The organism is Nonomuraea sp. NPDC005730, from assembly GCF_040630865.1.
GTDB lineage: Bacteria > Actinomycetota > Actinomycetes > Streptosporangiales > Streptosporangiaceae > Nonomuraea.
In genome coordinates, this window is record NZ_JBEXYK010000013.1 from 14,006 (window position 1) to 36,825 (window position 22,820).

The window sequence follows — 22,820 nt, forward strand, 5'->3', positions numbered from 1 at the left end:
GAGTTCACCCACCTGGACGAGATCAAGTCCGGCCTCGACGCCGAGCGCTTGGAGAACGTAGCCATCCCGCCCGCATCCCGCTTCTGCGTCGGCCCAGCAGGATCGCTCTCATCGACAACGGCTGTCCACCGGTTCCTCGGCCTCACTCGAAGGCGATGAACGCCAGGGCAGGCTGGTCGCCGTGCACGCTGGTGAGGCGTAGCTGACTCCGGTCAGGCGTTCGGACAGTTGCCACAGGTGAGCGGCCGTATCGGTGTCGCGGATGGCGCGTTCGCGGGTGCGGCGTATGGGCTCGCCGCGCAGTTGCAGCGGCCCGTCGGGAACGATGTAGCTGCCGCCGGACAGGCCCGGTACCGTCGCCGCGTACAGCGAGGTCTTCGCCCCTTCCGGCGTCGGGCGGAAGGCTGCGCGCACCAGCAGGCGCGCGAGAGTCGCGTACAGTCGTCCTCTGCCGCTGTTGGCGCCGCCGGTGAGCACGTTGGTGCGGGTGAGCCCGGGGGCGACGGCCATGCTGCGCAGCCGCAGCCCGGCAGCGTCGGCCCGGCGCTGCAACTCCATGGCGAAGTAGAGGTTGGCCCGCTTGGACTGCACGTAGGCGAACGCCGTGCGATATCTGCGCTCGGCGTTGAGGTTGTGCAGGTCGAAGCGGGCGAAGCGCTGGCCTTCACTGCTGACGGTGATCACCCGCGGGTCGGGCGCGGCGAGCAGGTGCGGCAGCAGCAGGCCGGTCAGGGCGAAGGTGCCCAGGTGGTTGATGCCGAACTGCGACTCGAACCCGTCGGCGGTCCGGGCGTACGGCACCATCGCCACCCCGGCGTTGTTCACCAGCAGATCGAGCCGCCCACGGTCCCACCCGGCGGCGAACTCGCGGACGGAGGCCAGGCTGCCCAGGTCCACCCGGCGCAGTTCCAGGCGGGCGCCAGGCGCCTCGCCTTGCATGCGGGTCAGCGCCCGCCGGCCCCGTTCGGGGTCGCGGCAGGCCAGGACGACCTGCGCGCCACGGCGGGCCAGTTCGCGGGCGGTGATGTAGCCGATGCCGCTGTTGGCTCCGGTCACCACCACGACACGGCCGGTCTGGTCGGGGATGTCGTGGAAGGTCCAGGCGGGAGGGTTGTGCATGATGTGCCACCTCGGAGGAGTGGGGACCAACACATCGCAACTTTGAGTTGCGATAGATTGATCCTGTCATTCGCCCCGAAATATCGCAACTTGGAGTTGCAATGCGGTCTGGTCAACCCCCTGCCCGGCCGGTCGGCCGCGGCGCCAAAGTGCGCGCCGCCGTCCACGCCGCCACCCTCGCCGAGCTCCTCGACAAGGGCTACGCCGCGCTGACCGTCGAGAACGTCGCCCAGCGCGCCGGGGTGCACAAGACAACGGTGTATCGCCGGTGGAAAGATCGCGAGAGTCTGCTCATCGACGCCCTGGCCGAACACATGGCGACGGACATCCCCGTGCCCGACACCGGCGCGATCGAGAGCGACCTGCGGGCGCTGGCGCGCTCGATCGTCCAGGTGTTCACCAGCCCGGCCGGGCAGGCCATCCTGGCCGCCATGTTCACGGGGGCGGCCCACCTTCCGGAGATCGCCGCGGCCCGCCGGCAGGTGTTCGACGACCGGCTCGCCAGAGCTGAGCCGATGCTGAGGCGCGCCATCGAGCGCGGCCAGCTTCCCGGGGACACCGATCCCGCCGAGGTGCTCAAGACCCTGGCCGCGCCGATCTACCTGCGCCTGCTCATCACCGCCGAACCCGTCGACGAGAGGATCGCCGACCAGGCGGTGCGCGTCACGCTCGCTGCCGTGCGCGCGGGCGCCCTACGGCCGGGGCGCGACGATGCGCCGGTCGGCGAGTGAGGACACTGGTCTGGTGCGGCCCGTCGCCCCTCGGCGCGCCGGTCGCGGCTCGTAGCCGCGTGGGACCTCGGGCGCGGGCTTGTCCAGCCCTTCGGGCGAGCCGGTCTCTTCGGCGATCAGGGCTGGATCGGTGCGATGCGCGTGAGTCGGCGCCTAACGCTCGCCCGGAGTGACAACCCCGGATTCGTACGCCAGCACGACCGCCTGGACCCGGTCGCGCAGCCCGAGCTTCGTCAGAATGCGCCCCACGTGGGTCTTGATCGTGGTCTCCGACAGGAACAACTCGACCCCGATCTCGGCGTTGGACGCGCCTGCGGCCAGGCTGAGGAAGACTTCACGCTCACGCTCCGTGAGCACCTTGAGCACGGCGTCCGGGTCGGTGTCGGACTTCGCGACGAGCCGCCCGATGAGCCGGCGGGTCGTGGCGGGCGCGATGATCGAGTCACCCCGGTGCACGTGCCGGATCGCAGCGATGATCTCCTCGCCCGGCGCGTCCTTCAGCATGAACCCGCTCGCACCGGCGCGCAGCGCGGCCAGGGCGTGCTCGTCGAGATCGAACGTGGTCAACACCAGCACCTTCGGCGGGCCGTCCAGCCGCTGGATCTCCCTGGTGGCGATGACACCGTCCATTCGGGGCATACGGATGTCCATCACCACCACGTCGACGTGCCGCGACTCCAGCGCCGACAGGGCCGCCAGGCCGTCGGCGGCCTCGGCGACCACCTCCATGTCGGGCTGGGACCTGACGACCATGGTCAGGCCGTTGCGCAGCAGCTCCTGATCGTCGACGATCATGATCCGGATGATGGGAGACTCCTCGGCTCATAAGGCAGGGTGGCCGACAGTTCGAAGCCGGCGCCGGGGCGTCTGCCGGCCTCCAGGGTGCCTCCCACCATGCTGAGACGTTCGCGCATCCCGGTCAGCCCGACGCCGGCCTCTCCGGCGGCCGGCCCGGCGTCGTCGTTCGTGATGGTGATGTGCAGTCTGTCCGCGCGCCAGGCCAGCGTCATGTCGGCGGCGGCCGTCGCCCCCGCGTGTTTGATCACGTTGGTCAGCCCCTCCTGGATGACACGATAGGCGGTCAGGTCGACGGCGGGGCGCAGCGGCCGGGCGTCCCCGACCTCCTGTACGGCGAGCCGGACGCCTGTGTCGCGTACCTGGTCGAGCAGGTCGGAGAGCTCGCCGAGGCCCGGTTGCGGAGTGGTGCCGCCGTCGGCGCGCAGCACGCCCAGGAGCCCGCGCATGTCGCGCAGGGCCTCGCGCCCGACCCCGGCGATGGTGGCGAACACATCCGCCCCGGGCGAGCCGGGGGCGGACAGCCTGCCACCTTCCGCCTGGCTGACCATGACGGCGAGCGAGTGGGACACCACGTCGTGCATCTCGCGGCTGATGCGGTCGCGCTCCGCCCGCGCCGCCTCTTGCCGCTCCCGCGCTCGGTCGGCCTCTGCGCGCTCGGCCTTCGCTCTGAGCTCGGACAGGAACAACGTCCGGATCCGGCTGAGGCGGCCCAGCGACCACAGGCATGCCGCCGCGGCGACCAGGCCGACCGACAGCCCGATCCGCCACGCGACCAGCTCGTAGGAGCCCGACGAGCCGCCCCATGAGGCCGGATTCCACAGACGCGCCAGGACCAGGGCCACACCCGTCAGGGCGACACCCAGACAGGCCAGGCTGGGCAGCAGGTCGAGCCGGCCGCAGGCCGTGTAGAGCAGCAGCCCGAAGACCAGCGCGCTCGGCAGCAGCACCGCCGGATAGTAGGCGCCGCCCGGGTCATGCAGGGGCGGTAGTGCCACCAGCAGCAGCATCGCCGCGGCGGCCAGGCCGTACGCCACCAGCGGGCGCAGCCGACGCGGAACGACGCACCCGTGCAGCACCAGCAGGCCGAGACCCGCGAGCAGGCGGAGCGGCGCAGGACTGTCCGAGGCCCGGAGCAGGCTCAACGAGACCAGGCCGAGCGGCAGGAAGAGCAGGACCGCGAGCAGGGCATCGGTGCTCACCTGATGCCGGTCGAGAAACGAGTCCACCGCGGCATCGGAAGACGATGGGGACTCTCGCACGCCCACCATTATGGTCGCCGTGCGTGAACGGGGTGCCGGCGGCGGGAGAGGTACGACAGCGCGGCCACCGCCAGAGCCGTACCCCACAGCGGCCACAACATCTCCGGCAGCCAGGCCCCCAGTTCGGTGTTCGCCCCCGCAGGGCCGACCTGCTCGCCGGTGAGCTTCTTGCGGACGTACATCAGTCCGGCGGAGGTGACGGGGAGGGAGACGGCCAGAGCCGAGCAGACCGGGAGCCTCGCCGGAATCGCCCGCCCGCGCAGGAACGGCACCCAGCGCGGCCAGATCTCGCCCCACGGCCGGACCAGGCCGAAGGTCAGGCCCGCACCGATGAGACCGAGCGTGCTGAGACCGGCGCCGATCGGGGTGATCTCGGCGATGTGGGCCAGGAACCGGTCGCTGATCCCGACAGGCACGCCCAGCAGCCAGCCGAAGCGGGTGACGGCGTAGACGACCGGGACGGCGACCGCGACGGCGGTCGCGTACTGCCCGACCCGTAGCGCGCGGGCGGCGCTGCCGGGCCGTCCGGTCCCTGCGATCAGTGTGCGCGTCCCCAGGAGCATCAGGCTGACGCCGGCCGCCATCAGGACGAGCAGGTTGACGCTCGGCCACGTGAGCATGGTCGCGATCATCGAGAACTCGGCCTGGCCGGCGAGCGCGGCAACCAGCATCACCGGCAGATATCCAGCGGTCATCATGATGCGCACGTCAGGCAGGAGCACCGCCAGGCCGGCGCCGAGCGCGACGGCCACGACGGCGGGGGCCCGGTTGAGCGGACCTCTCCGGGCGAGCACCGCGACGACGCCGGCCACCAGCGCCGACACCGCGAGCACGGCCCCGCCGGCTGCCGCCGGAAGAGGGTCGAGCAGGGTGCTGCCCGCGCCCGTACGGCCGGCGTCGAAGGGATATGCGGGCCCTCCGAGAGCCCAGAGAAGGCTGAAGGGCAGATAGCTCACCGACCAGACGGCGACGATCAGGGTCGGCACGATCGCGGGACGGTTTCGTGGGGGAGAGGTGTTCACCCGGCCCAATCTGCCGCCGCGGGGGTGCCCCGCACATCGTCGCCGGGTCTCGGCCGGCTCCTCCGGAGGTCGCGACGGCGTCGTCCCGGAGGATGACGCTCGACCGTCCGGTCGGCGCGTGCGGGGCGCCCCAAGCCGCCGTGCTGTGGGTGGCGGGCTTCTCGAAGGGGCGTTCACGAGCGCGCCTGAAGGGCCTTGGAAGATCGATGCCCATCGCACGCGTGATCGTTCCCCGGACATCCGGCCAGGAGCGGATGACTGATGTCAAGGAACGGGAATCCGAAGCCGCCGACGGGGCCGCGTGACGCAGGTCGGAGGGCCCGGTCCGCTCACCTGCCCCTTGCCGCGACCATTCATACAGCAACCGGCCCGGCGGGCATCCTGGCGGGCCGTGCGTCCCGCATGAGGCATCGATGCACGTGGAACCACCGGCCGGAGCGGGCCACGAGCTTGCACGGACGCCGACCGCGACCTCGCCTACGTCGTGGCGGCCCGGACACCGAGGACGACGAGCACCACCGCCGTCACCTTGCCGACCGCCCGCTTGAAGCGGGCCTTGTGCAGAATGTGCGCGCCTCGGCGGACAAGGGCCGTCCAGGTCAGCAGCCACACCGCTATCAGCAGGGCATGGGCGGTGGCCAGGGTGAGGACCTGCCCGTTGAGGGAAGGGCCGGGCACGATGAACTGCGGGACCAGGGTCAGGTAGATGGAGGCCGCCTTGGGGTTGAGTACGTTCGCGAGCAGGGCCTGGGTGTAGACGGAGCCGGTACGTTCCGGCCGGTCCGTCAGCTTGGGAGGCGGGGGCAGGGTGGTGGAGCGCCAGGTCCACAGGCCGAGGCCGATGAGGTAGGCCGCGCCGAGGAGTTTGACGACGGTGAAGGCCTGGCTGGAGTGCATGACCAGGGCCGACAGTCCGGCGATGGCCAGGGTCGCGTGGGCGTACAGGCCGCTGACCGTACCGAGGATGATCGGCAGGGCCTGCCGGTGACCGCCGGCCGTGACGTGCTGGATGAGCAGGGTCAGGCTGGCGCCCGGAGTGGCGATGACGGGCAGGATCGCCAGTAGGAACCCAAGGACCGCGTACGGGTGAGTCATGCCTGGAGCACGACGCGGAAGTGGGTGGTGAGGCGGTGGTCGTCGTCCAGGATGTGGAAGGCGAGGCCGGGCGGTTGGTCGCGGTCGGCGGGCTGGTCGCCCTCCCACGGCAGGCGCAGGGTCCAGGTGACGGCCGGTGCGACGATCAGGGGACGACCGGCGAAGGTGGAGGCGGCCGCGGTGTGAGCGTGGCCGGTGAGCACGGCGACGACCTGCGGATGGGCGTCGAGCAGCGCGGCCAGGTCGCCGGATGCCTCCAGCCGTCCGGAGTCGGGCAACGGGTGGTGGAGCACGACGGGCGGCTGATGGAAGGCGATCAGCGCGGGCGTGTCCGGGGCGAGCCCGTCGAGGGTGGCCTGCATCCAGGCCAGGGTTTCGGCGTCGAGGCGGCCCTCGTCGCGCCCGGGAATGGTGGAGTCGCACATCAGGATGGCGGTGCCGGCGACGTGGTGCACCCGGTTGACGGGGCCGGGCGCGGGTGACCGTCGCAGCAGCGCCTTGCGGTAGGCCGGGCGGACGTCGTGGTTGCCGGGGCAGGTGAGCACCGGGAAGGGGGCGGCCAGGATCTGGGCGGCCTGCTCGTACTCGGACTCCTTGCCGTGGTCGGCGATGTCACCGGTGACCAGCAGGGCGTCGACCGGGCGGGGTAGCGCCCTCAGGTGGTCCATGACCTGGGTGGCGCGCCGGGTCGCCCTGTCGGTGCCGTCGAGGTGCAGGTCGCTGATCTGGGCCAAGAGCAACGTCATCGTGCGGTCCTCCCAAAAGCTGTCTAATGGTTAAATGGGATTTAACGTTAGGGACCCTAGGGGACGGAAGAGGACGTGAGCAACCGGGAGGTTCGAGTGGAGCGCTGGCCGGCACTGGAACTGGCGAGCACGATCCGCCACGACGGCAACGGCGGTGTCGCCGACGACCTGGCGACGGCGCAGAGCGCGACCGGCTGGATCCGGCAGCAGGCCGGGTTGCTGGCCGGCCGCGTCGACGTCGCAGAGCTCACGGTGGGGGAGGAGCTCAGGAGCGAGATCGTCGGGCTCCGCCGGGCCGTGCGGGCGCTGTTCGCGCAGGCGGTCAGCCCGGCGCCCCCGAGCCGGGCCGACGCCCACCGGCTGATGCCGGTCGAGCAGGCGCTGGCGCATCTCAACGCGGCTGCCGCCCGTGAGGCGATCGTCCCGCAACTCGACTGGCCCACGAGCGGAACACCCCGTACGGCGGTGTTGTCGACCGAGCGCGATGCGGGCGTCCAGTTGATCGCGGCCCTGGCGCGGGCCACCATCGATTTCCTGAGCGGTCCGCGGCGGGAGCAGTTGCGGGCCTGCAACGCGCCGCGCTGCGTACGCTACTTCGTCAAGAGCCACGGGCGGCAGGAGTGGTGCAAGCCGTCATGCGGTAACCGCGCGCGGGCCGCACGCCACTACCAGCGCCACAGCGTCACGACCGCCCGAGAGCTGCCCGGGTCCTGACCACCTCGGATCTCCTTGCGAGACCGCCCGGAGGCGCACCAGCCGGCGATCGAGCGGGCGTTCACCGAGCACCGCAGCCTGCTGCACGCTGGCGATCGACCGGCTGCGCAGCGCGCGTGTGCGGCGGGAGTCCAATGTGGGGTCGTGGCCGCCCGAGCCGATTCTGACCGATGCGGATGCCGCCCAGAACGCCCTGCTCAAGGAGTCGGTGTCGACGGCGATGCTGCTGGTGCTGGAGACGCTCTCCCCCGTGGAACGCGCGGTGTTCGTGCTGAGCGAGGCCTTCGGGTACGGCCACCACGAGATGGCGCACTTCATCGGGCGCGAGCGATCGAGGCGATCCATGTGGTCAGCAATCCGGAGAAGCTGACCGGCGTCGCGCTTGCGCCCGTTGGGGGTGCTGCTGGCCGCCGGGACGCTGGGGCTGCTGGCCGGAATCGCCGTGCCGATCCTACGGCTTCCCGTGCGGTAGCCGCGCCTCTCAAAGGCCCAGGCGGGCGGCGATGCCGTCGAGGACGCAGTCGAGGCCGAATTCGAACTGCCATTGGGCGTCATCCTTGCGGGCGGCTGTGTGCAGGTACCGCTGAAAAGTGGGATAACGGCCGGTTCGCATGTGCCACATCATCAACGGGGCGAGGGTGTCGCGCAGTTCGTCCCCGTCGGACAGGTTCTGCTCGGCGATCAGGGTGCTGACGGCACTCTCGTAGTTCATGGAGCCGTGCACATAGGCGTCCACGGTACGGAAGGCGCTCATCATCGCGTCAGCGTCGAGCCCCAGGCCGTCGAGGGCCGCCAGGGCCTTTTCGGCCACGGCCATCCGACGAGGTGTGAGGGAGAGCTTGGCCTGCGGGGGCAACTGGGCCAGCCATCGGTGGTCGAGCATCAGCCGGCGCGTGCGCACGGCAAGCGTTCGCAGGTTCTCGCGCCAGCCGAGGCCGTCGGGCAGGCTCAGGTCGCCGTAGACGTGGTCGACCATCAGCTCCAGCAAGTCGTCCTTGCCGGACACGTGGCGGTAGGGCGCCATGGGGGCGACGCTCAGCTCGGCCGCGAGGCGGCGCATGGTGACCGCCTCCAGGCCCTCGGCGTCGGCGATCGCGACGGCGGCCGTGGCGATGCGCTGCGGCGACAGCACCTGGCGGGGCGTGGGGGCGGGCCGCTCCAGCCGTTCCCACAACGACACGTTCTCATCCGTGGCCACAGTCAGGGCCTCCCTTCCAGGCGTGACCGATACAACGTATCAGTAGTAGACAATGTACACAGTGGTGCGTACATTGTCTCTCACAAATACGTTGTACACATTGGGGAACGACATGCTCAACATCGCCGTCCTTCTCGGCAGTACCCGTGACGGCCGCTTCGGCCCCGCCGTGGCCGGCTGGATCATGGACCATCTGGCCCGGCGGGCGGACATGAACGCCGACCTGATCGACCTGATCGAGACCCCGCTGCCGACCGTCTATCCCGTACTCGGGCAGCCGCCCGCCACGCAGGAGGCCAAGGACCTGCTGGCGGCCGTGTCACCGCGGATGGCGGCGGCCGACGCCTTCGTCATCGTGACGCCCGAGTACAACCACAGCTTCCCGGCGGCGCTGAAGAACGCCATCGACTGGCACAACACCGAGTGGCACGCCAAGCCCGTCGCGTTCGTCTCCTACGGCGCCTTCTCCGCCGGGCTGCGCGCCGTGGAGCAACTGCGGCTCGTCCTGGCCGAACTGCACGCCGTAACCATCCGCGACAGCGTCGGCCTGCAGCATCCCTGGGCGCAGTTCGACGGCGACGGCAAGGCCGTCGACCCGGCCGCCGACGCCGCGGCCAAGGTCATGCTGGACCGGCTCGCCTGGTGGGCGCACTCGCTGCGCGATGCCAGGACCGCCCGCCCCTACGCCGCCTGAACCCCGCCCAGCTCCCGGGCCTCCCCAACAGACGGCGGATGCCGTACGGCTGGCCGTCACCGACGGCCTGCACGTCATGCTCCTCGGAACCGTCATTCTCGGTGCGACCGTCTTCGCCGTTGCCTGTCTGGTCCGCGAAACCCCGCTGCGTTCCGGCGTTCCCGACGCTCCACCCCCGCCGGGGGCGACGGAGCCGTCGGGCCGATCCGCCAGGCAGCGCCCGACGCGGCTGACGCAGGGCGCTACGGGGTCGGAAGCCGCCTGAGCAGGGGCGGCCAGAGCCGGGACCCCACGTTATGTGGACGTTGCACCGACGCCGCCGGGGTGGCGGTCGAGCAGGTCGGCGAAGGCCGCCGCCGCGTTGTCGGCGCGCGCCGGGTCCGCGGCGACCATGCGGTCGAGCGCCAGGCCGTCGAGTGTGGCGAGGATGAGGTCGGCGAGCGGCTCCGCCTCGCCCGCCGCGACACCCAGGGCGAGGAGGCCGCCCCGCAACGGCTCGCGCCACGGCCCGCGCAGTTGTTCGACGGCCGCACTCCAGCGTTCGGGCTCCTTGGCGGCGAGGACGGAAAGGTCGAGATAGAGCCGGGTGGTCTGCGTGCCGCTCGGGTGCGCGAGGCTGGACCACAGATGCCTGACGAGGTCGGCGACGCTGCGCACCGCCTCGCCAGGAGGTTCGGCCGCCGCGGCAAGCCGCTGCTGCGCGAGCGCGAGGGCCGCGCCGACGAGCCGTTCCTTGCTGCCGAAGTGGTAGATCAGCATGCGGTCGCTGGTGTTCAGGGCGGTGGCCAGCGGACGCAGCGACAACCCGACGAGACCGTGTTCGAGCACGTAGTCCAGCACCTGCTCGGCCAGCTCGGCACGACGATCCATGCCTCGACCGTAGCAGTCTCACCCACGGATGTAGCGCATGCTACATTCGTGTGCATGTAGCGCCTGCTACAGGCAAAGGGGTGGCGATGATGGTGAACAGGGTGGCGCCCGTACTCGCACCACTGGTGTGGGGAGCGGTCGCGGGGGTGAGTACGCCGCGCGGCCCGCTGACCCCGGCAGCGGCGCTGACCAGCATCGGGCTCAGCCTGGTCGTGGGCGGGGTCGCCGGATACCTCGCCAGGTCGCGATGGGCGATGATCGCGGCGCCGGCGGTGTTCGCCATGGTCTTCGAGATCGTCCGGATCGGTGCGGAGGGGCCGAGCGTCGACGCGCCGCAGGGTGGGCTGTTCGGAGTGCTCGCGTTCCTCGCCGGGCGGGGCGTGCACGGGCTGCTCGCGTTGCTTCCGATGCTCGTCGGCGCCGCCTGCGGAGCCGGCCTTGCCCGATCAGGACAAGGGGCCGGCCTTGCCCGATCAGAACAAGGGGCCGGCCTTGCCCGATCAAGATCGGGCACAGGGCGCGTCCGGCGTCGGCTCGGCCGGACGCTGATCGGCGTGCTCGCGATGATCGTCGCCGCGCTGGCGATCGGCGTCACGCTGCCCGCGAGCACCGCTCCGATCACCGGTGAGCGTGCCGTCGCCGAGCTGACGGCCATCCCGAGCGGCTCCCACCGGCTCGGGCTGATGATCCGCGGCCGGGACACGGCCAAGCCGGTCCTGTTGTTCCTCCCCGGCGCGCCCGGCGCGGCCGAACGCGGAGCGGTGCGCAGGCACCTGTCCGCGCTGGAGGACCACGTCGTCGTCGCCACCCTCGACCGACGCGGCGGCGGCAGTTCCTACCCGACGCTCGAACCCACCGCCACGCTGACCCCGGCGAGCGAGACAGGCGACATCCTCGCCGCCGCGAACTACCTCAAAACCCGATTCGGCAAGGACCGGATCTACCTCCTGGCACACTCCGGGGGCACCCTGCCCGCGGTGCTCGCCGTGCAACGGCGGCCCGAGCTGTTCCACGCCTACGTCGGCGTCGGTCAGGCAGTGAACACCGGCGCCGCCGACCGCGTCCAGTACGCCGACACCCTCGCCTGGGCGCGCGGCCACCGCGACCGCGACCTCGCCGCCGCACTGGAAGCCGTCGGGCCCCCGCCCTATGCCGGCATGTACGGCTACGAGCCGATGCTGCTCGCCGAGAGCAAGGTCTACGCGACCGGGAACGGACAGGGCGGCCTCGACGAGAGCCTGGCGGCGCCCGAATACTCCTTGCTGGACAAAGTGCACCTCGTCACCGGCTTCCTCGACGCCTACGATCGCTACTACCCACGGGCCCGCGACCTCGACCTGCGGACGCGCGTCCCGCGGCTCGCCGTCCCCGCCTACTTCATCGACGGCGCCGACGAGGTCCCGGTACGCAGCCGGCTGCTGGACGACTGGTACGCCACACTCGTGGCGCCCCGCAAGGAACGCCTCGTCCTGCCCGGCGCGGGGCACCGGTCGCTGTTCGAGCAGCCGGACAGGTTCACCGACGTCCTCGTTGGGCGCGTCCTGGCCACAAGCGTCGGAACCTGAGCACCGCGGCCACGTCCGAGACGGCTGGCTGGTGGGGTCGTCGCACTGCTCCAGGTGGTCGCCGAGAACCACGCCGAACGGCCTTCTTCGGTGAGTTGCAGGACGAAGTGGGCCCGCAGGATCGAGATGGCGCGGGCGGCAGCGCAGCCGGGTCAGGATTTCCAGGTCTTCAAGGTCACAACGGCGCGTCCCCAGTCCCTTCGGACCCCATACTGCCGGCGGGCCACGCGGGAGTGATCACGACGATGTCGCCCGACGGACCGCCAGGGCATCAGCATGCCTGATCCTTCGCGCCGGGCGCGCGGCCGAGCAGTCGCAGGATGTCGTCGGACAGGAGCTCGTCCGGGCCCTTGAGAGCGTCGGCGAGTTTCGTGTCGGTACAGAAGATCATCTCTGCGGCGATGTTGTCCTGCACGATCCGGGCGACGTTGTCCAGGGCGACGGGGATCGGCTTGGTGGGGATCTCGGCCGCGGATATGTCGATCAGGTGGGTGTCGGCCTGTGCCGGGTCCATGAACTTCTTGATGATGATGGAGTTCTGGTTCAGGGAGGATGTGGTCCAGATCGTGAAGACGACGACGTACAGGCCCTTCCAGGCGTCGTCGCCGAGTTGTCCGCGCCAGCGGGTCATGATGTCCGCGACGCCTTCGATCTGCACTTTGGACGCCCAGTACATGGTGGTGCGGATGTTCGGGTACACGCTGCCCGCGTAGTCCTCGAAGGACTTCATGGTGAAGGAGCGGCTTCGTGTGGTGTCCGCGATGAAGTCGCGCGATCCGTCGAGAATGCTTGCGCACGACTGCTGAAGGCCGTCCGGAAGTCTCGCCTCGCCGAGTCGCCGCCGGGCCGTGTCGATCGTGGCGGAGGCGTCCTGGAGCGGCTGGATCCAGCCGTCTCCCGGCCCCTTGGACGCGACCATGTCCAGGTCGTGCGGATCGATCCGAGGGCTCTGGAACGCCGGGACGTGTTTGGGCAGGTATGGGGCGATGATCGTGAAGATGCCCAGCGGGAGGTGGGCGATCGACTTGGCCAGTTCGAAGATCTCGTCGACCGGGTGTAGCGACTCCAGTGGCTGCCCGTTCGAGACGAGGCTGTACAGACCACCCCGATGGTCGTTCTGGACGACGATGACCGGGCTCAGGCGGTTGACGAGGTCGGCTTTCAGGGCGGCGTAGTTCCGCCGCGTGTCGGCGTTGACCGCGCGGATCGCGTCGCGTGCCGGCCGTTGTCCGATCGCATCCGGCGAAGCCGTGCCGGGTGCGGCGGGGAGGAGGTTGCCGCCGAGCAGCGTTGTGGCACCGGCCGCGGTGGCGGTGCCGAGGAATGTTCTGCGTGTGACCACTGTCTGACCTGCCTCCCGAAACCCGCCGTACCTCACGCGGCAAGACCGGCGAGGGCGACCCTCGTGCGTGCGACCCCCGCTCGGCCAAGCCGCCACGCGCCACAGCGACGGCGGAATCGTCCGCCGACGCCAGGCCCTCCGTCACGTCATTCCCACTCCGGCCCGAGCCGTCCTGAGCCGGAGAGTTGACTTAATGTTTGTGTATGGTAACGGTAAGTAGCGGGTCTGTGGGTTTCCGGCCCGGGACAAGTGAGGTCCGGCAACCGTGGCCATCGCGTCGTAGGCAGGAGAGGGAATGTCAATCCTCGAGGGCGTTCCGCCGGTCGTGTCCACCTCACACGGGCCTCGGTTCGCCGGGATGGCGATCGGCGGCCTTGTGCTGCTCGTCGCCATGCTCGTCGCCATGCTCGTCGCCATGTTCGTCCCGGCCGCGACCGGCGCACGTGCCGCGATCGGGTTCACCAAGTGCACCGGTTCCCAGACGGTGACCTACACCCCCGGCCTCACCGACCAGCCCCGGGAGGTCACGGTCAGCGGGAAGGCCCCCTTGATCGAGTGCGTCTCCAGCAGTGACCCCACCATTTTCCAGGCCACGTCGACCTTCTCGGCCACAGGGTCGTTCTCCTGCACCTCCGGCACGAGGACCGGGAGCCGGCGGATCACCTGGAACAACGGCAACACCAGCACGCTGTCCTCCACTTCCACCGTCTCACTCAACGGCGCCGAAAGCCTCGTTCTGATCAAGGGTGTGGTGGTCGACGGCGAGTTCACGGGAGCGCGGTGGACCGGCACGTTCACCATGTTCAGCACGAAGCCTCAGGCCTGTCTCACCGCGCAAGGGCTTGCCGCCGTCTCCGGCCCGCTCACCCTGAGCATCGGCTCACTGTGAACCTGGCCGACTTCGACCGCCGGCGTGTCAGCAGGGCTGGAGGGCGGGCAGGCGGCCCTGGAAGAAGGCGGCCGGGGTGACGCCCATCAACGTACGGAACTCGGCCGTCATGTGGGACTGGTCGTAGTAGCCGGTGGCCGTGGCCAGGTCGGCCCAATGGCCGTCGGCGCGACCGAGGGCGAGGGCTTTGCGGACGCGTTCGATGCGTTCGTAGCGTTTGGGCGAAAGGCCGACGGCGTCGGCGAACAGGCCGCGCAGGTGACGCTCGCTGACGGCGAGGTGACGGGCGAGCGCGGGCAGCGGTTCGCGTCGTGCGCCCGGACGACCGCGCAGCGCCCGGACGGCGGCCTGGACCAGTTCGCGCCTTGCCCCGTCCGTCGAGATCCTGGCCGGCAGCGCCGCCTCCAGATGCCGGAGCACCAGGCCGTGGTCGCCACCCGCGTTCCTCAGGGCGGCGTTCAGCGGATCGCAGGAGGCGCCCCACAGGTCCCCGAGGCGGACCACCCGGTCCACGACCTCGCTCACCGGGACGCCGAGCAACGGCCCGGTGGCGCCGGGACGCAGCCGCAACCGCAGGCAGAACGGCAGGTCCTTGCCGACGTGGTACGAGGCACGGGTACGCGGGCCGGCGGCCGGTGCCGAACACGACGGGCCAGGGCAGGCAGGGGGTCGTCGATCCGCGGGACGTCGCGGAGGTGGCGGTGCGGGCACTGACGTCCGACGAGCACGTGCGGTCCGTCCTCACGCTGACCGGGCCCGAACTGCTCAGCGTCCCGGACATGGCCGAGATGCTGGGGGAGACGCTCGGGCGGCCCGTCGAGACGGTGGACGTGCCGCTGGAGGTCTACCGCACGCAGCTGGTCGCCGCCGGGATGGATGCCGAGTTCGCCGACGTCGCGGTCGACGGCTCCCGGCTGGTGGCGCGGGACGGCAACGCCCGGCTCACCCCTGACGTCGAGCGGGTGCTGGGACGTCCCCCTCGCACGTTCCGCACCTGGGCGGCCGATCATCTCCGGTGACGCCGGCCGCCGGGTCAGGGCGAGTGTGCCGTCACTTGTTCCAGGCCACCAGGAACTCCGCCAGCGAGATGCGCCCGTCCACGTCCCCGTCGTGCTCGTCCGAGGAGTGGAAGATCGAGTCGACTTCGGCCGCGGTGACCTCCTCGCCGCGCGCGTTCATGGCGAGCGCGAACTCCTCGCGGGTGATGTATCCGTCCCGGTCGCGGTCGAACTCCTTGAACGTGGCGGCCGGGTCGTCAAGGTCTGGCATCGGTGACCTCTCCTTCGATGTACTGACAAAGCAACATCGAAGCACAAGCTCGAACCCGGGCGAGGGACGACGGGCCGAAAACCCGTGCCGGTGTGCCCGGGTGCACCGGCGGCGCCGTCGCTCGGCGGTGTCACCTTCACCGCCCGCGGCCTCTGGCACACCGCCGGCACCGCCCAGCAAGGCCAGATCACCGGCCGCGGGACGTCGCCCGTCCCGCGGCCCTGACAGGGTCAGCCGACTGCGTAGGCGCGGGTCACCGTCTGGGTGACGCCGTCGCCGGCGGTGTCCTTGACCGTCGCGCGCAGGGAGACGAACCCCGACGAGCCGGGGTTGGCGACGGACGCCGTCCAGCCGGAGGCGGCGGCCCGGGTCGTGACGGGCTGCCACGTGGCGCCGTCGTCGGTGGAGGACTCCAGCTTGACCGTGCGCACCGCGGCGCCGCGGGCGCCGGGGTTGCGTTCGATCCAGATCGACAGCTGGGTTCGCGACCCGGGTCTGGCCCGGTTCGCGGTGTCGAGGCCCCTGGGCGCGTACCTGACCGCCATCAGCGGCAGGGGCGTGGCCTGCGCCGTACGGGCCGAGCGGAACGTCCAGACGGCGTCGACACCTGTGGACAGGGCGTTCACGGACATGTCCCTGTGCGAGGACACGGCGAGGGTATAGGTGCCGGCGTCCTGCGGCAGCGTCGCGGACAGCGCGCACTGCCCGCTGTCGCCCGGCGCGCACCCGGCGATGTCCCTCGTGGCGATCTGCCTGCCGTCGCGCGAGAGGGTCAGGGTGCCGGTGGCGGTGGCGTCCATGCCGGTCAGCCCCGCGACGCCGTCGCTGTAGAGCCGGCCCGCGAAGAACTGGAGCGTGTCTCCGCTACGGCTGCCGCCGGGCGTGGCGAACGACGGGCCCGCGACCGCCGCGTTCCAGACCTCGGAGAAGGCGCGCTCGCGCACCGGGCTCGTGCCGATCTGACGGGAACCGCCCGTCTGGAACTCCGAGGGCCAGGCAAGCCCGGGGCTCCGGTAGTGCGTCATGGCGGAGGGCAGCGGGATGTCCTTGGTGGGCAGGGTGAGTGCCCCGATGCCGGCGGGGTCCAGCGGTCCCGTCCACATGGTGCCCGTGCCGGCCGCGCCGGAGGCGCGAAACGTCTCGGACGCCTTGACCAGGTCCCTGGTCCGCACGGAATAGGTAGGGTCGTCCGGGATGCCGCCTGTGCGGCGGTCGACGAGGTCGTACCGGTAGGGGCTGGGCGCGGCGTCCTTCTTGTGCCAGACGCTCCAGGACTGGTAGATGAGCCCGGGTTGCCGGACGGGAATGACGTAGTAGCTCTCGTTGGGGTCCTGGCCGGAGGAGTACCAGCCGTACTGCCATGGACCGTTGGCGAGGTAGAGGCCGAACTTCTGGTCGGCCGCGGCGGTGGGGTCGTCCACGGCGAACCGGACCTGCTCGCCCTTGCGCGCGTCGATGGTGATGCGCACGTCGTCGTCATCGACCGTGAGCGGCCGGTGGCCGGTCGTCAGGACGACGGGGTCGAAGTCGTAGATCTCGGTGTAGAGGTTCCAGGCGCCCTTGGGGAGCCGTGCCTTCGCCATCCCGTCGCGGAAGCGGAGGGTCCGCTGGGCACCGCTCGCCTGGTCGTAGACCATTCCGTACGCCACGCCGGCCGGAGCGCCCGACCTGGCGACAGTGGTGACGGTGACGTCGTGGGACTCCGGTTCCACGTACGCGCCCGCCGGCGTACGGAGGATCGTGTCGCCGGAGGTGGCGGTGAGCACGCCCGGGTAGTCGCCGGCGGGCTTGCCGGTGACGTCGACAGTGAGGGTGAGGGACGCCTGCCCGCCCGCCGGGACCTCCAGCTTGTCCTGCGGCAGCTTCAGCACGTCGGTGTCGGTCGTGAGGTTCAGGGTGACGGGGGCGTCCCCGTCGTTGGTGTAGGTGATCGTCCGGGCCGCCTGGTCGCCACCGGTGTGCTGCCACGGGAAGCCGGCCCAGACGGTGGCGGGAGAGGCGATCACCGGCTGCGCCAGCGCGCGGGGCACGTCCACCCGCCCGGCGCCCTGCTCGTAGAGGCCGGTCCCGCTGGTGGGCTTGGCGCTGTCGACCAGCGCGGCCTTGAGCTGCTGCCCGGTCCAGCCGGGGTGTCGCTGGGCGAGGATCGCCGCCGCGCCGCTCACGTGCGGCGCCGCCATGGAGGTCCCGCTGTGCGCCACATGGGGCCCGTCGGCGGTGCCCTCGGCCGCGGCGGCGACGATGTCCACGCCAGGGGCGGTGATCTCGGGCTTGATCGCGTGATCGCCCGCTCTGGGGCCCCTGCTGGAGAAGTCGGCCACCTGGTCCGACCGGTCGACGGCGCCTACGGAGAGCGCGGCGTCCGCGGTGGACGGGCTGGTCACGGACCCTTCCCCGCCCTCGTTGCCGGCCGCCACCACGAAGAGCGTGCCCGTCCGTTCCGACAGGGTGTTCACCGCCTGCTCGACGGGATTGTCGCCGGGTTCGTCCGCCGTGCCGAGGCTCATGTTGACGACCTTGGCGCGGACCTCGGTGGCGGCCCACTCCATGCCTGCCAGCAACGCCGAGTCGGCGATGCCGTCGACGCCGCCCACCTTCCCCACGGCGATGCGGGCCCCCGGCGCGACGCCTCGGTACTTCGTTCCCGCCCCGGCGACGATCGAGGAGACGTGCGTGCCATGGCCGACGTGGTCGGTCATGTCCGGCTCGTCGGAGAAGTTGCGCTCCTGGGTGACGACACCCTTGAGATCGGGATGACCGGCGTCGTAGCCGCTGTCGAGCACGGCCACCGTGACGCCCTGGCCGGTGAACCCCTGCTTCCACGCCTCGGTCGCGCCGATCTGCGCGGTGCTGCGGTCCAGCGTGAAGGACCGGCGCCCGTCGAGCCAGATCTTGCCCTTCCCCGCGGCCCGCGTACGAACCCCGCTCACCAGGTCCCGCCACGTCCGCGCGGCGGTGCTCTTCGGCACCCGCACCGCCGCCACGCCGAGCTCGTCAAGCTTGCGGGTCAGGCGGGTCCCGCTCAGCGTCGGGGCCGGCTTGTCCCCCAGGGTCTGACTGATCAGCGGGATCTCGTCCGTGTCGGCGTCGCCGTACCGCCACGCGAGAAGCTGGGTCACATCGAAGAGCCGATCGTCGAGCAGTCCCTCGCTGACGAGCGGTAACGCGTCCGAGGGGATCACGTAGAGGTGTCCGCCGCGAAATTGCGTCGAGTAGCGGACCTGCCGTCCAGGGGCGCTCTCCACCCGGTGGCCCCGGCCGCTGACCGTCACCTTGTCCCCGGTCAGGAGCGTCACGCTACCGGACACGACCGGGCCGGATCCTCCTTGGGCCGGCTGCGGGGCCGCGGCGAAGGAGGGTTCCTGAGCCGTGACGGCTCCCAGGCAACCGGCCAGTACGGCGGCCACCAATCCTGTTCGCAAAGTTGTGAATGCCACACCCCTACTTGGACGAACCGGCTTGAAGCGTTATGAGGCACGTCGCCGGCGGAAACCCCCCAGCTCGGGCACGCCGGGCTGGGCGGTTTCTGGCCGTTCGTCAGGGTTACTTCAGTCCGTAGGCCTTGTGGATCGTCTGGTCCACGGTGTTGCCCTCCTGGTCGGCGGCCTGGGCGCGGAGGCCGACGGTGCCGTCGGTCCGGGGCAGGGGCGGGTGGGTGATGGTGCCGGTGAAGGCGCGGTCGCCGGAGGCCGACATGGGGACGGGCACCCAGTGGGCGCCGCCGTCGAAGGTGGCCGAGAGCCGGAGCGTGGTCAGCTTGGCGTCGGGCTGCCCGAAGGAGCCGTTGTAGCCGGTGACGGTGATGCGGCGGGCGAGCCCGGCCCTGGTCTGGTTGTCCAGGTCGAGGTCCAGGTCGTAGCTGAGGTTGAGCCGGCGTACCGGCGCGCAGGGAGCCAGGACCTGGGTGACGAGCCAGCCCGCGCACAGGCCGTCGGTGAGGTCCTTCATCCCGGATTCGGGGCGCTTGGAGCGGAAGGTCCAGGCCGTTTCGATGTCCGTCGCGAACCGCTGTCCCGACTGCGGGGTGTGGAAGGTGTCGGTGAGCCGGTATTCGGCCTCTTCGGGCGGAAGGGTGAAGGTCGGCAGCTTGATCGCGACGGGCCCGAGCGCGCCGATCTTCTCCTCCAGGGGCACTTCCCGGCCGTCGCGGTAGAGATGCAGTTCGTCCTTGCCGCCGGCCCACGCCTGGAAGTTGGCACTCCAGGTGAAGGGCTCCTGGTGGTTGGGTTCGGGGCCCATGACGGGCACCGCCGCCGTGAACAGGTCGCCGGTACGGCACGCGAAACAGGTGACCGTGCCCGAGTCGATCACGCGGTCGCTGTCGCGCGGGCCGCCGGGGACTCTGGGCTGCGTGCCCCACCGCTCCGTCCGGCGTCCCGCCTTGGTGAAGACATCGAGCGCGACCGTGCTGTAGCCGGTCCTGGAGGGGTTGCCCTCGTCGTACCGCATGCGGACGTCACGCTGCCACGTCACGTCTGGCGAGACCGGCCCGACGTACTCGGTCACGGTGGTCCGTGCCTGCCAGGCGCCGTCGAGACCCCACGCGGCGAACGGTTCGGAGCCGTTGAGCAGCACGGGGGTCCAGCTCATGCGTACGGTGCCGGGGCGGTCGGAGTGGAAGCGGTCGTCGATCTCCTGGAGGTTCTTCCTGGTCACCCGGTAGTCGAGCCTGGCGGGGATCCGGCCGCGCTCGGGGAAGAACAGCGAGTACATGTACGGCGTGGCCGGGCTGCCCTCGACCCTGACGTCGACCGGCTTGCGGGCCAGCGCCCTGCCCTGGTCGGCGGGCAGGCTCATGGTCGGGATCGGGTAGAAGGCCCAGCTGCCGGTCGGGTCGAGGAAGGCCCGTCCGGACGCGCCGTAGCCGAGCACGCCCACCGCGCCGGCGGCCGCCAGGGCCTCCACGCGGTCGAGCCCGTCGCCGGAGCAGGTCGTGTCCGGGCAGAGGTCGCCGAGGTCGAGCAGGGCGAGCTTGCCCCGTACGTCCAGGCCGGACAGGTCGGTGCCGTGGCCCACGTCCACCAGCGGGAGGGTCCGCCTGCCGGCCAGCTTGGGGATGTCGGGGGTGATGCCCACGTAGCGGGGGGCGAGCGTGCGTCCGGCGGCCTTCATCGTGACGAGCGGCGCGCCCTGCCAGAACTGGCCGGTGAGGTCGAGGGCGCCCTGCTTGACCGGTTCGGTGGGCAACATCCAGTAGTGGTGCAGCCCGTACGCCGGGTAGGAGGAGAGGAAGTCGGCCACGATGCCGTTCGCGGTGGTCCGCCGCAGGGCGTAGTGGGACAGGTAGGTCTCGGTCGCGCGAGGGGTGTCCAGGCGGACCTCGCGGGCCTTGCGCAGGTCGAGGGTGACCGTCGTGTCCCGGTCCACCTTGACCTCGGGCGCGGTCGGCAGTGACTGCTGCCACTCGCCGTTCTCACCCCGCCAGGCGGCGATGGTGTTGACGCTGAAGGTGCCCGGGTAGACGCTCGCCTCGCCCTCGGCCGTCTGATAGAAGGAGTCCAGGTCGTCGCGGTCGTCGGTCCGCAGGAACAGCCACGGGACGGAGACCGCGTCGGTCGCGCCGTCCGGCATGATCAGTTCGGTCTTGAGCTTGACCCTGCGCGGCTCGACGAACGCGCCCACGGCCGTGCGCACGACCACGTCGCCGCCGGTGGCCGCCACCGCACCCTCGTACCAGGTGGCCGGTCCTGACGGGTCGAAGGAGACGGCCACGTCCGCGGCGCCGTGGGCGGGGACGGTCACCGTGTCGCGGTCCAGCTTGAGCGCCCGCTCGGGGGCGGTGCCGCGGTGCGCCGCGATGCTCGCGCGAAGGGTCAGCGTCACCGGCTGGTCGCCGTCGTTGGTGTAGGTGATCGTCCTGGTGGCCGGGCCGCTCTGCGGGGAGCTCAGGAAGCCGAAGTCGAGGTTGCCCGAGCCGCGTACCTGCTGCGTGACCGCCCTGGCCACGTCGATGCGTCCGGCGCCCTGCTGGTAGGCGGTCAGGCCGTCGTCCTTCGCGGTGCCGATGAGCGCCGCCTTGAGCTGCGGGCCCGTCCAGTCGGGGTGCCGGCCGGCGAGGATGGCCGCCGCGCCCGACACGTGCGGGGTCGCCATCGAGGTGCCGGAGGCGGCGGTGTGGAGCTCGTCCACGGGGGAACCCATCGACGTCCCCCGCGCGCGGGCCGCGACGATGCCGACGCCGGGCGCGGCCACGTCGGGCTTGAGCCCGTAGTCGAACGGGGTCGGGCCTCTGCTGGAGAAGGGGGCCAGTTCGTCCTCACGGTCGACCGCGCCGACCGTCAGCGCCGCCGCCGCGGATCCCGGCGAGTTGACGGTACGGCTGCCGCCGTCGTTGCCGGCGGCCACGACGAACAGCGCGCCCGTCTCGGCGCTGAGCGTGTTCACCGCCTGGTTGATGGGGCCGTTCTGGTCCTCGTACTCGCCGCCGATGCTGATCGAGACCACCTTGGCCTGCGCGGCGGCCCACTGCATGCCCGCGATGACCTGCGAGGAGGTGCCCGTGCCCGACGAGCTGAGCACCTTGCCCACCAGGAGCGTGGCCTCGGGCGCCACGCCCGTGTACCGTCCGGAGCCGGCGATCGTGGAGGCGACGTGGGTCCCGTGGCCGTGGCCGTCGCAGGCGTCGGGATCGTCGGTGAAGTTGGCCATCGCCCCGATCCGGCCGGCCAGGTCGGGGTGGTCGGGATCGACGCCGGTGTCGAGCACGGCGACCTTGACGCCCTTGCCCTTGTAGCCGGCGGCCCAGGCCTGCGGCGCGCCGATCTGCGGCACGCTCTTGTCGAGCACGGCCTTCATCTTGCGGTCGAGCCAGATCGCCTTCGGCGCGGTCGCGCGCGCGGAGGGGGACGAGGCGGCCGCGGCCCAGAACTCCCGCGCCGCCTTCTTGTCCACCTTGACGGCGGCGCCTCCCACGCTGGCCAGGGCGACGGGCGAGGCGGTCGCCGGGAGCGCGTCGGCCCGCGCCGACAGCGTCGCGGCGGCCTGCTCGGCGGTGCCGTACTGGACGATGACCGGCAGGGTCGGGCGTTCGGCGTCGGTGTAGCCGTTGGCGGCCAGGTACGCCACGTCGAACAGGCCCTTGTCCACCTGGCCCGAGGCCACCGGGGCCATCGCGTCGGAGGGGAAGACGTAGAAGGAGTCGTCCTTTCGCAGGGTCACGAAGGACACCGGCGCTCCTGCGGCGCGCCTGGCCGGTTTCACGTCGGCGCGCGGGGTGCCGTCGGCGGCCTTGCCGTACGTCACCACGTCGCCGGTGATCAGGGTGAGCTGGGTGGCGGCGGGTAAGGCGCCCGGGGCGGGGGCCGGGATGTCGGCGGACTCGGGTGAAGGGGAGGGCGTGGCCATCCCCATGGACAGGACCAACCCCAACGCGGTCAGCCCGGCGAGCGGGCGGCGAGCCATGGTTCTCCTCGGAGTAGGACATGATCGAGCACACAAAACCTCCCATCACGCGCCATATCCGGAAAGATGACCTTTCGTCCTCTTCACGCCGTTGGCGGGAAGAGGACA

At 71.1% G+C, this 22,820-nt stretch carries 21 protein-coding genes; 8 read left to right on the forward strand and 13 right to left on the reverse strand.

Annotated elements, in window-relative coordinates; all coding sequences use genetic code 11:
- Positions 1-108: 108 nt before the first annotated feature.
- On the reverse strand, positions 109-1,119 hold the full coding sequence (locus ABZ444_RS18135; RefSeq protein WP_357997678.1) for an oxidoreductase: 1,011 nt from the start codon (positions 1,117-1,119) through the stop codon (positions 109-111).
- 101 nt (positions 1,120-1,220) lie between these two features.
- Here ABZ444_RS18135 and ABZ444_RS18140 point away from each other — a divergent pair, with 101 nt between their 5' ends.
- Positions 1,221-1,850, forward strand: a complete 630-nt coding sequence (locus ABZ444_RS18140) for a TetR/AcrR family transcriptional regulator (protein ID WP_357997680.1) — start codon at positions 1,221-1,223, stop codon at positions 1,848-1,850.
- Between the two features lie 153 nt (positions 1,851-2,003).
- On the opposite strand, the gene ABZ444_RS18145 is transcribed toward ABZ444_RS18140, so the two are convergent.
- Genes ABZ444_RS18145 through ABZ444_RS18155 form a run of 3 tightly spaced genes read right to left on the reverse strand, consistent with a single transcriptional unit; the run spans position 2,004 to position 4,893 of the window.
- Complete coding sequence (locus tag ABZ444_RS18145; protein ID WP_357997683.1) at positions 2,004-2,645, reverse strand: response regulator transcription factor; 642 nt, start codon at positions 2,643-2,645, stop codon at positions 2,004-2,006.
- Positions 2,642-3,874: a histidine kinase gene (locus ABZ444_RS18150; protein WP_357997686.1), complete on the reverse strand. Its 1,233-nt coding sequence runs from the start codon at positions 3,872-3,874 to the stop codon at positions 2,642-2,644. Before ABZ444_RS18150 ends, ABZ444_RS18145 begins: the two co-directional genes overlap by 4 nt.
- A 41-nt stretch (positions 3,875-3,915) precedes the next feature.
- A complete protein-coding gene (locus tag ABZ444_RS18155) occupies positions 3,916-4,893 on the reverse strand; it encodes a hypothetical protein (RefSeq protein ID WP_357997688.1) in 978 nt (325 codons plus the stop codon).
- Between the two features lie 128 nt (positions 4,894-5,021).
- On the opposite strand from ABZ444_RS18155, the gene ABZ444_RS18160 reads away from it, so the two are divergent.
- The gene (locus tag ABZ444_RS18160; protein WP_357997691.1) at positions 5,022-5,234 is read left to right on the forward strand and encodes a hypothetical protein; all 213 of its coding nucleotides are present in this window, start codon (positions 5,022-5,024) and stop codon (positions 5,232-5,234) included.
- A gap of 172 nt (positions 5,235-5,406) precedes the next feature.
- Here ABZ444_RS18160 and ABZ444_RS18165 read toward each other — a convergent pair whose 3' ends face one another.
- Together ABZ444_RS18165 and ABZ444_RS18170 are read right to left on the reverse strand one after the other, a co-directional pair.
- Positions 5,407-6,024 carry a LysE family translocator gene (locus tag ABZ444_RS18165; RefSeq protein WP_357997694.1) on the reverse strand — a complete coding sequence of 206 codons (618 nt, stop codon included), beginning with the start codon at positions 6,022-6,024 and terminating at the stop codon, positions 5,407-5,409.
- On the reverse strand, positions 6,021-6,770 hold the full coding sequence (locus tag ABZ444_RS18170; protein ID WP_357997697.1) for a metallophosphoesterase: 750 nt from the start codon (positions 6,768-6,770) through the stop codon (positions 6,021-6,023). The genes ABZ444_RS18165 and ABZ444_RS18170 overlap by 4 nt, the downstream gene beginning before the upstream one ends.
- Before the next feature lie 75 nt (positions 6,771-6,845).
- Between ABZ444_RS18170 and ABZ444_RS18175 the strand changes: the two genes are divergently transcribed.
- Together ABZ444_RS18175 and ABZ444_RS18180 are read left to right on the forward strand one after the other, a co-directional pair.
- The gene (locus ABZ444_RS18175; RefSeq protein ID WP_357997700.1) at positions 6,846-7,484 is read left to right on the forward strand and encodes a CGNR zinc finger domain-containing protein; all 639 of its coding nucleotides are present in this window, start codon (positions 6,846-6,848) and stop codon (positions 7,482-7,484) included.
- 136 nt (positions 7,485-7,620) lie between these two features.
- A complete protein-coding gene (locus tag ABZ444_RS18180; RefSeq protein ID WP_357997703.1) occupies positions 7,621-7,854 on the forward strand; it encodes a hypothetical protein in 234 nt (77 codons plus the stop codon).
- Positions 7,855-7,965: 111 nt separating this feature from the next.
- Here ABZ444_RS18180 and ABZ444_RS18185 read toward each other — a convergent pair whose 3' ends face one another.
- A complete protein-coding gene (locus tag ABZ444_RS18185; RefSeq protein WP_357997705.1) occupies positions 7,966-8,682 on the reverse strand; it encodes a TetR/AcrR family transcriptional regulator C-terminal domain-containing protein in 717 nt (238 codons plus the stop codon).
- 100 nt (positions 8,683-8,782) lie between these two features.
- Here ABZ444_RS18185 and ABZ444_RS18190 point away from each other — a divergent pair, with 100 nt between their 5' ends.
- Positions 8,783-9,376, forward strand: a complete 594-nt coding sequence (locus ABZ444_RS18190) for an NAD(P)H-dependent oxidoreductase (RefSeq protein ID WP_357997708.1) — start codon at positions 8,783-8,785, stop codon at positions 9,374-9,376.
- A gap of 294 nt (positions 9,377-9,670) precedes the next feature.
- Here the strand turns inward: ABZ444_RS18190 and ABZ444_RS18195 are convergent, their stop codons facing one another.
- Positions 9,671-10,246 carry a TetR/AcrR family transcriptional regulator gene (locus ABZ444_RS18195; protein ID WP_357997711.1) on the reverse strand — a complete coding sequence of 192 codons (576 nt, stop codon included), beginning with the start codon at positions 10,244-10,246 and terminating at the stop codon, positions 9,671-9,673.
- 86 nt (positions 10,247-10,332) lie between these two features.
- Here ABZ444_RS18195 and ABZ444_RS18200 point away from each other — a divergent pair, with 86 nt between their 5' ends.
- Positions 10,333-11,811 carry an alpha/beta hydrolase gene (locus ABZ444_RS18200; protein ID WP_357997713.1) on the forward strand — a complete coding sequence of 493 codons (1,479 nt, stop codon included), beginning with the start codon at positions 10,333-10,335 and terminating at the stop codon, positions 11,809-11,811.
- Between the two features lie 271 nt (positions 11,812-12,082).
- On the opposite strand, the gene ABZ444_RS18205 is transcribed toward ABZ444_RS18200, so the two are convergent.
- Entirely contained in the window at positions 12,083-13,153 is a 1,071-nt protein-coding gene (locus tag ABZ444_RS18205; RefSeq protein WP_357997716.1) for a twin-arginine translocation signal domain-containing protein, read from the reverse strand.
- A 358-nt stretch (positions 13,154-13,511) separates the two neighbouring features.
- Here ABZ444_RS18205 and ABZ444_RS18210 point away from each other — a divergent pair, with 358 nt between their 5' ends.
- The gene (locus tag ABZ444_RS18210; RefSeq protein ID WP_357997719.1) at positions 13,512-14,042 is read left to right on the forward strand and encodes a hypothetical protein; all 531 of its coding nucleotides are present in this window, start codon (positions 13,512-13,514) and stop codon (positions 14,040-14,042) included.
- A gap of 27 nt (positions 14,043-14,069) precedes the next feature.
- Here the strand turns inward: ABZ444_RS18210 and ABZ444_RS18215 are convergent, their stop codons facing one another.
- Positions 14,070-14,612, reverse strand: a complete 543-nt coding sequence (locus tag ABZ444_RS18215; RefSeq protein WP_357997722.1) for a helix-turn-helix transcriptional regulator — start codon at positions 14,610-14,612, stop codon at positions 14,070-14,072.
- 65 nt (positions 14,613-14,677) lie between these two features.
- Here ABZ444_RS18215 and ABZ444_RS18220 point away from each other — a divergent pair, with 65 nt between their 5' ends.
- Positions 14,678-15,061: a hypothetical protein gene (locus tag ABZ444_RS18220; RefSeq protein ID WP_357997725.1), complete on the forward strand. Its 384-nt coding sequence runs from the start codon at positions 14,678-14,680 to the stop codon at positions 15,059-15,061.
- A 31-nt stretch (positions 15,062-15,092) separates the two neighbouring features.
- Here the strand turns inward: ABZ444_RS18220 and ABZ444_RS18225 are convergent, their stop codons facing one another.
- The 3 genes from ABZ444_RS18225 to ABZ444_RS18235 form a co-directional block, all read right to left on the reverse strand.
- Positions 15,093-15,311, reverse strand: a complete 219-nt coding sequence (locus ABZ444_RS18225) for an EF-hand domain-containing protein (protein WP_357997728.1) — start codon at positions 15,309-15,311, stop codon at positions 15,093-15,095.
- A gap of 230 nt (positions 15,312-15,541) precedes the next feature.
- Entirely contained in the window at positions 15,542-18,619 is a 3,078-nt protein-coding gene (locus ABZ444_RS18230) for a S8 family serine peptidase (protein WP_357997731.1), read from the reverse strand.
- A gap of 235 nt (positions 18,620-18,854) precedes the next feature.
- A complete protein-coding gene (locus tag ABZ444_RS18235; protein WP_357997734.1) occupies positions 18,855-22,712 on the reverse strand; it encodes a S8 family serine peptidase in 3,858 nt (1,285 codons plus the stop codon).
- Positions 22,713-22,820: the final 108 nt, after the last annotated feature.

What these genes read in the sequence shown, in the direction of transcription:
- ABZ444_RS18210 (WP_357997719.1), top strand. Translation starts at nt 13,512, where the DNA reads ATGGCGATCGGCGGCCTTGTGCTGCTCGTCGCCATGCTCGTCGCCATG.
- ABZ444_RS18165 (WP_357997694.1), bottom strand. Translation starts at nt 6,024, where the DNA reads ATGACTCACCCGTACGCGGTCCTTGGGTTCCTACTGGCGATCCTGCCC.
- ABZ444_RS18145 (WP_357997683.1), bottom strand. Translation starts at nt 2,645, where the DNA reads ATGATCGTCGACGATCAGGAGCTGCTGCGCAACGGCCTGACCATGGTC.
- ABZ444_RS18170 (WP_357997697.1), bottom strand. Translation starts at nt 6,770, where the DNA reads ATGACGTTGCTCTTGGCCCAGATCAGCGACCTGCACCTCGACGGCACC.
- ABZ444_RS18225 (WP_357997728.1), bottom strand. Translation starts at nt 15,311, where the DNA reads ATGCCAGACCTTGACGACCCGGCCGCCACGTTCAAGGAGTTCGACCGC.
- ABZ444_RS18195 (WP_357997711.1), bottom strand. Translation starts at nt 10,246, where the DNA reads ATGGATCGTCGTGCCGAGCTGGCCGAGCAGGTGCTGGACTACGTGCTC.
- ABZ444_RS18135 (WP_357997678.1), bottom strand. Translation starts at nt 1,119, where the DNA reads ATGCACAACCCTCCCGCCTGGACCTTCCACGACATCCCCGACCAGACC.
- ABZ444_RS18140 (WP_357997680.1), top strand. Translation starts at nt 1,221, where the DNA reads ATGCGGTCTGGTCAACCCCCTGCCCGGCCGGTCGGCCGCGGCGCCAAA.
- ABZ444_RS18160 (WP_357997691.1), top strand. Translation starts at nt 5,022, where the DNA reads ATGACGCTCGACCGTCCGGTCGGCGCGTGCGGGGCGCCCCAAGCCGCC.
- ABZ444_RS18200 (WP_357997713.1), top strand. Translation starts at nt 10,333, where the DNA reads ATGATGGTGAACAGGGTGGCGCCCGTACTCGCACCACTGGTGTGGGGA.
- ABZ444_RS18235 (WP_357997734.1), bottom strand. Translation starts at nt 22,712, where the DNA reads ATGGCTCGCCGCCCGCTCGCCGGGCTGACCGCGTTGGGGTTGGTCCTG.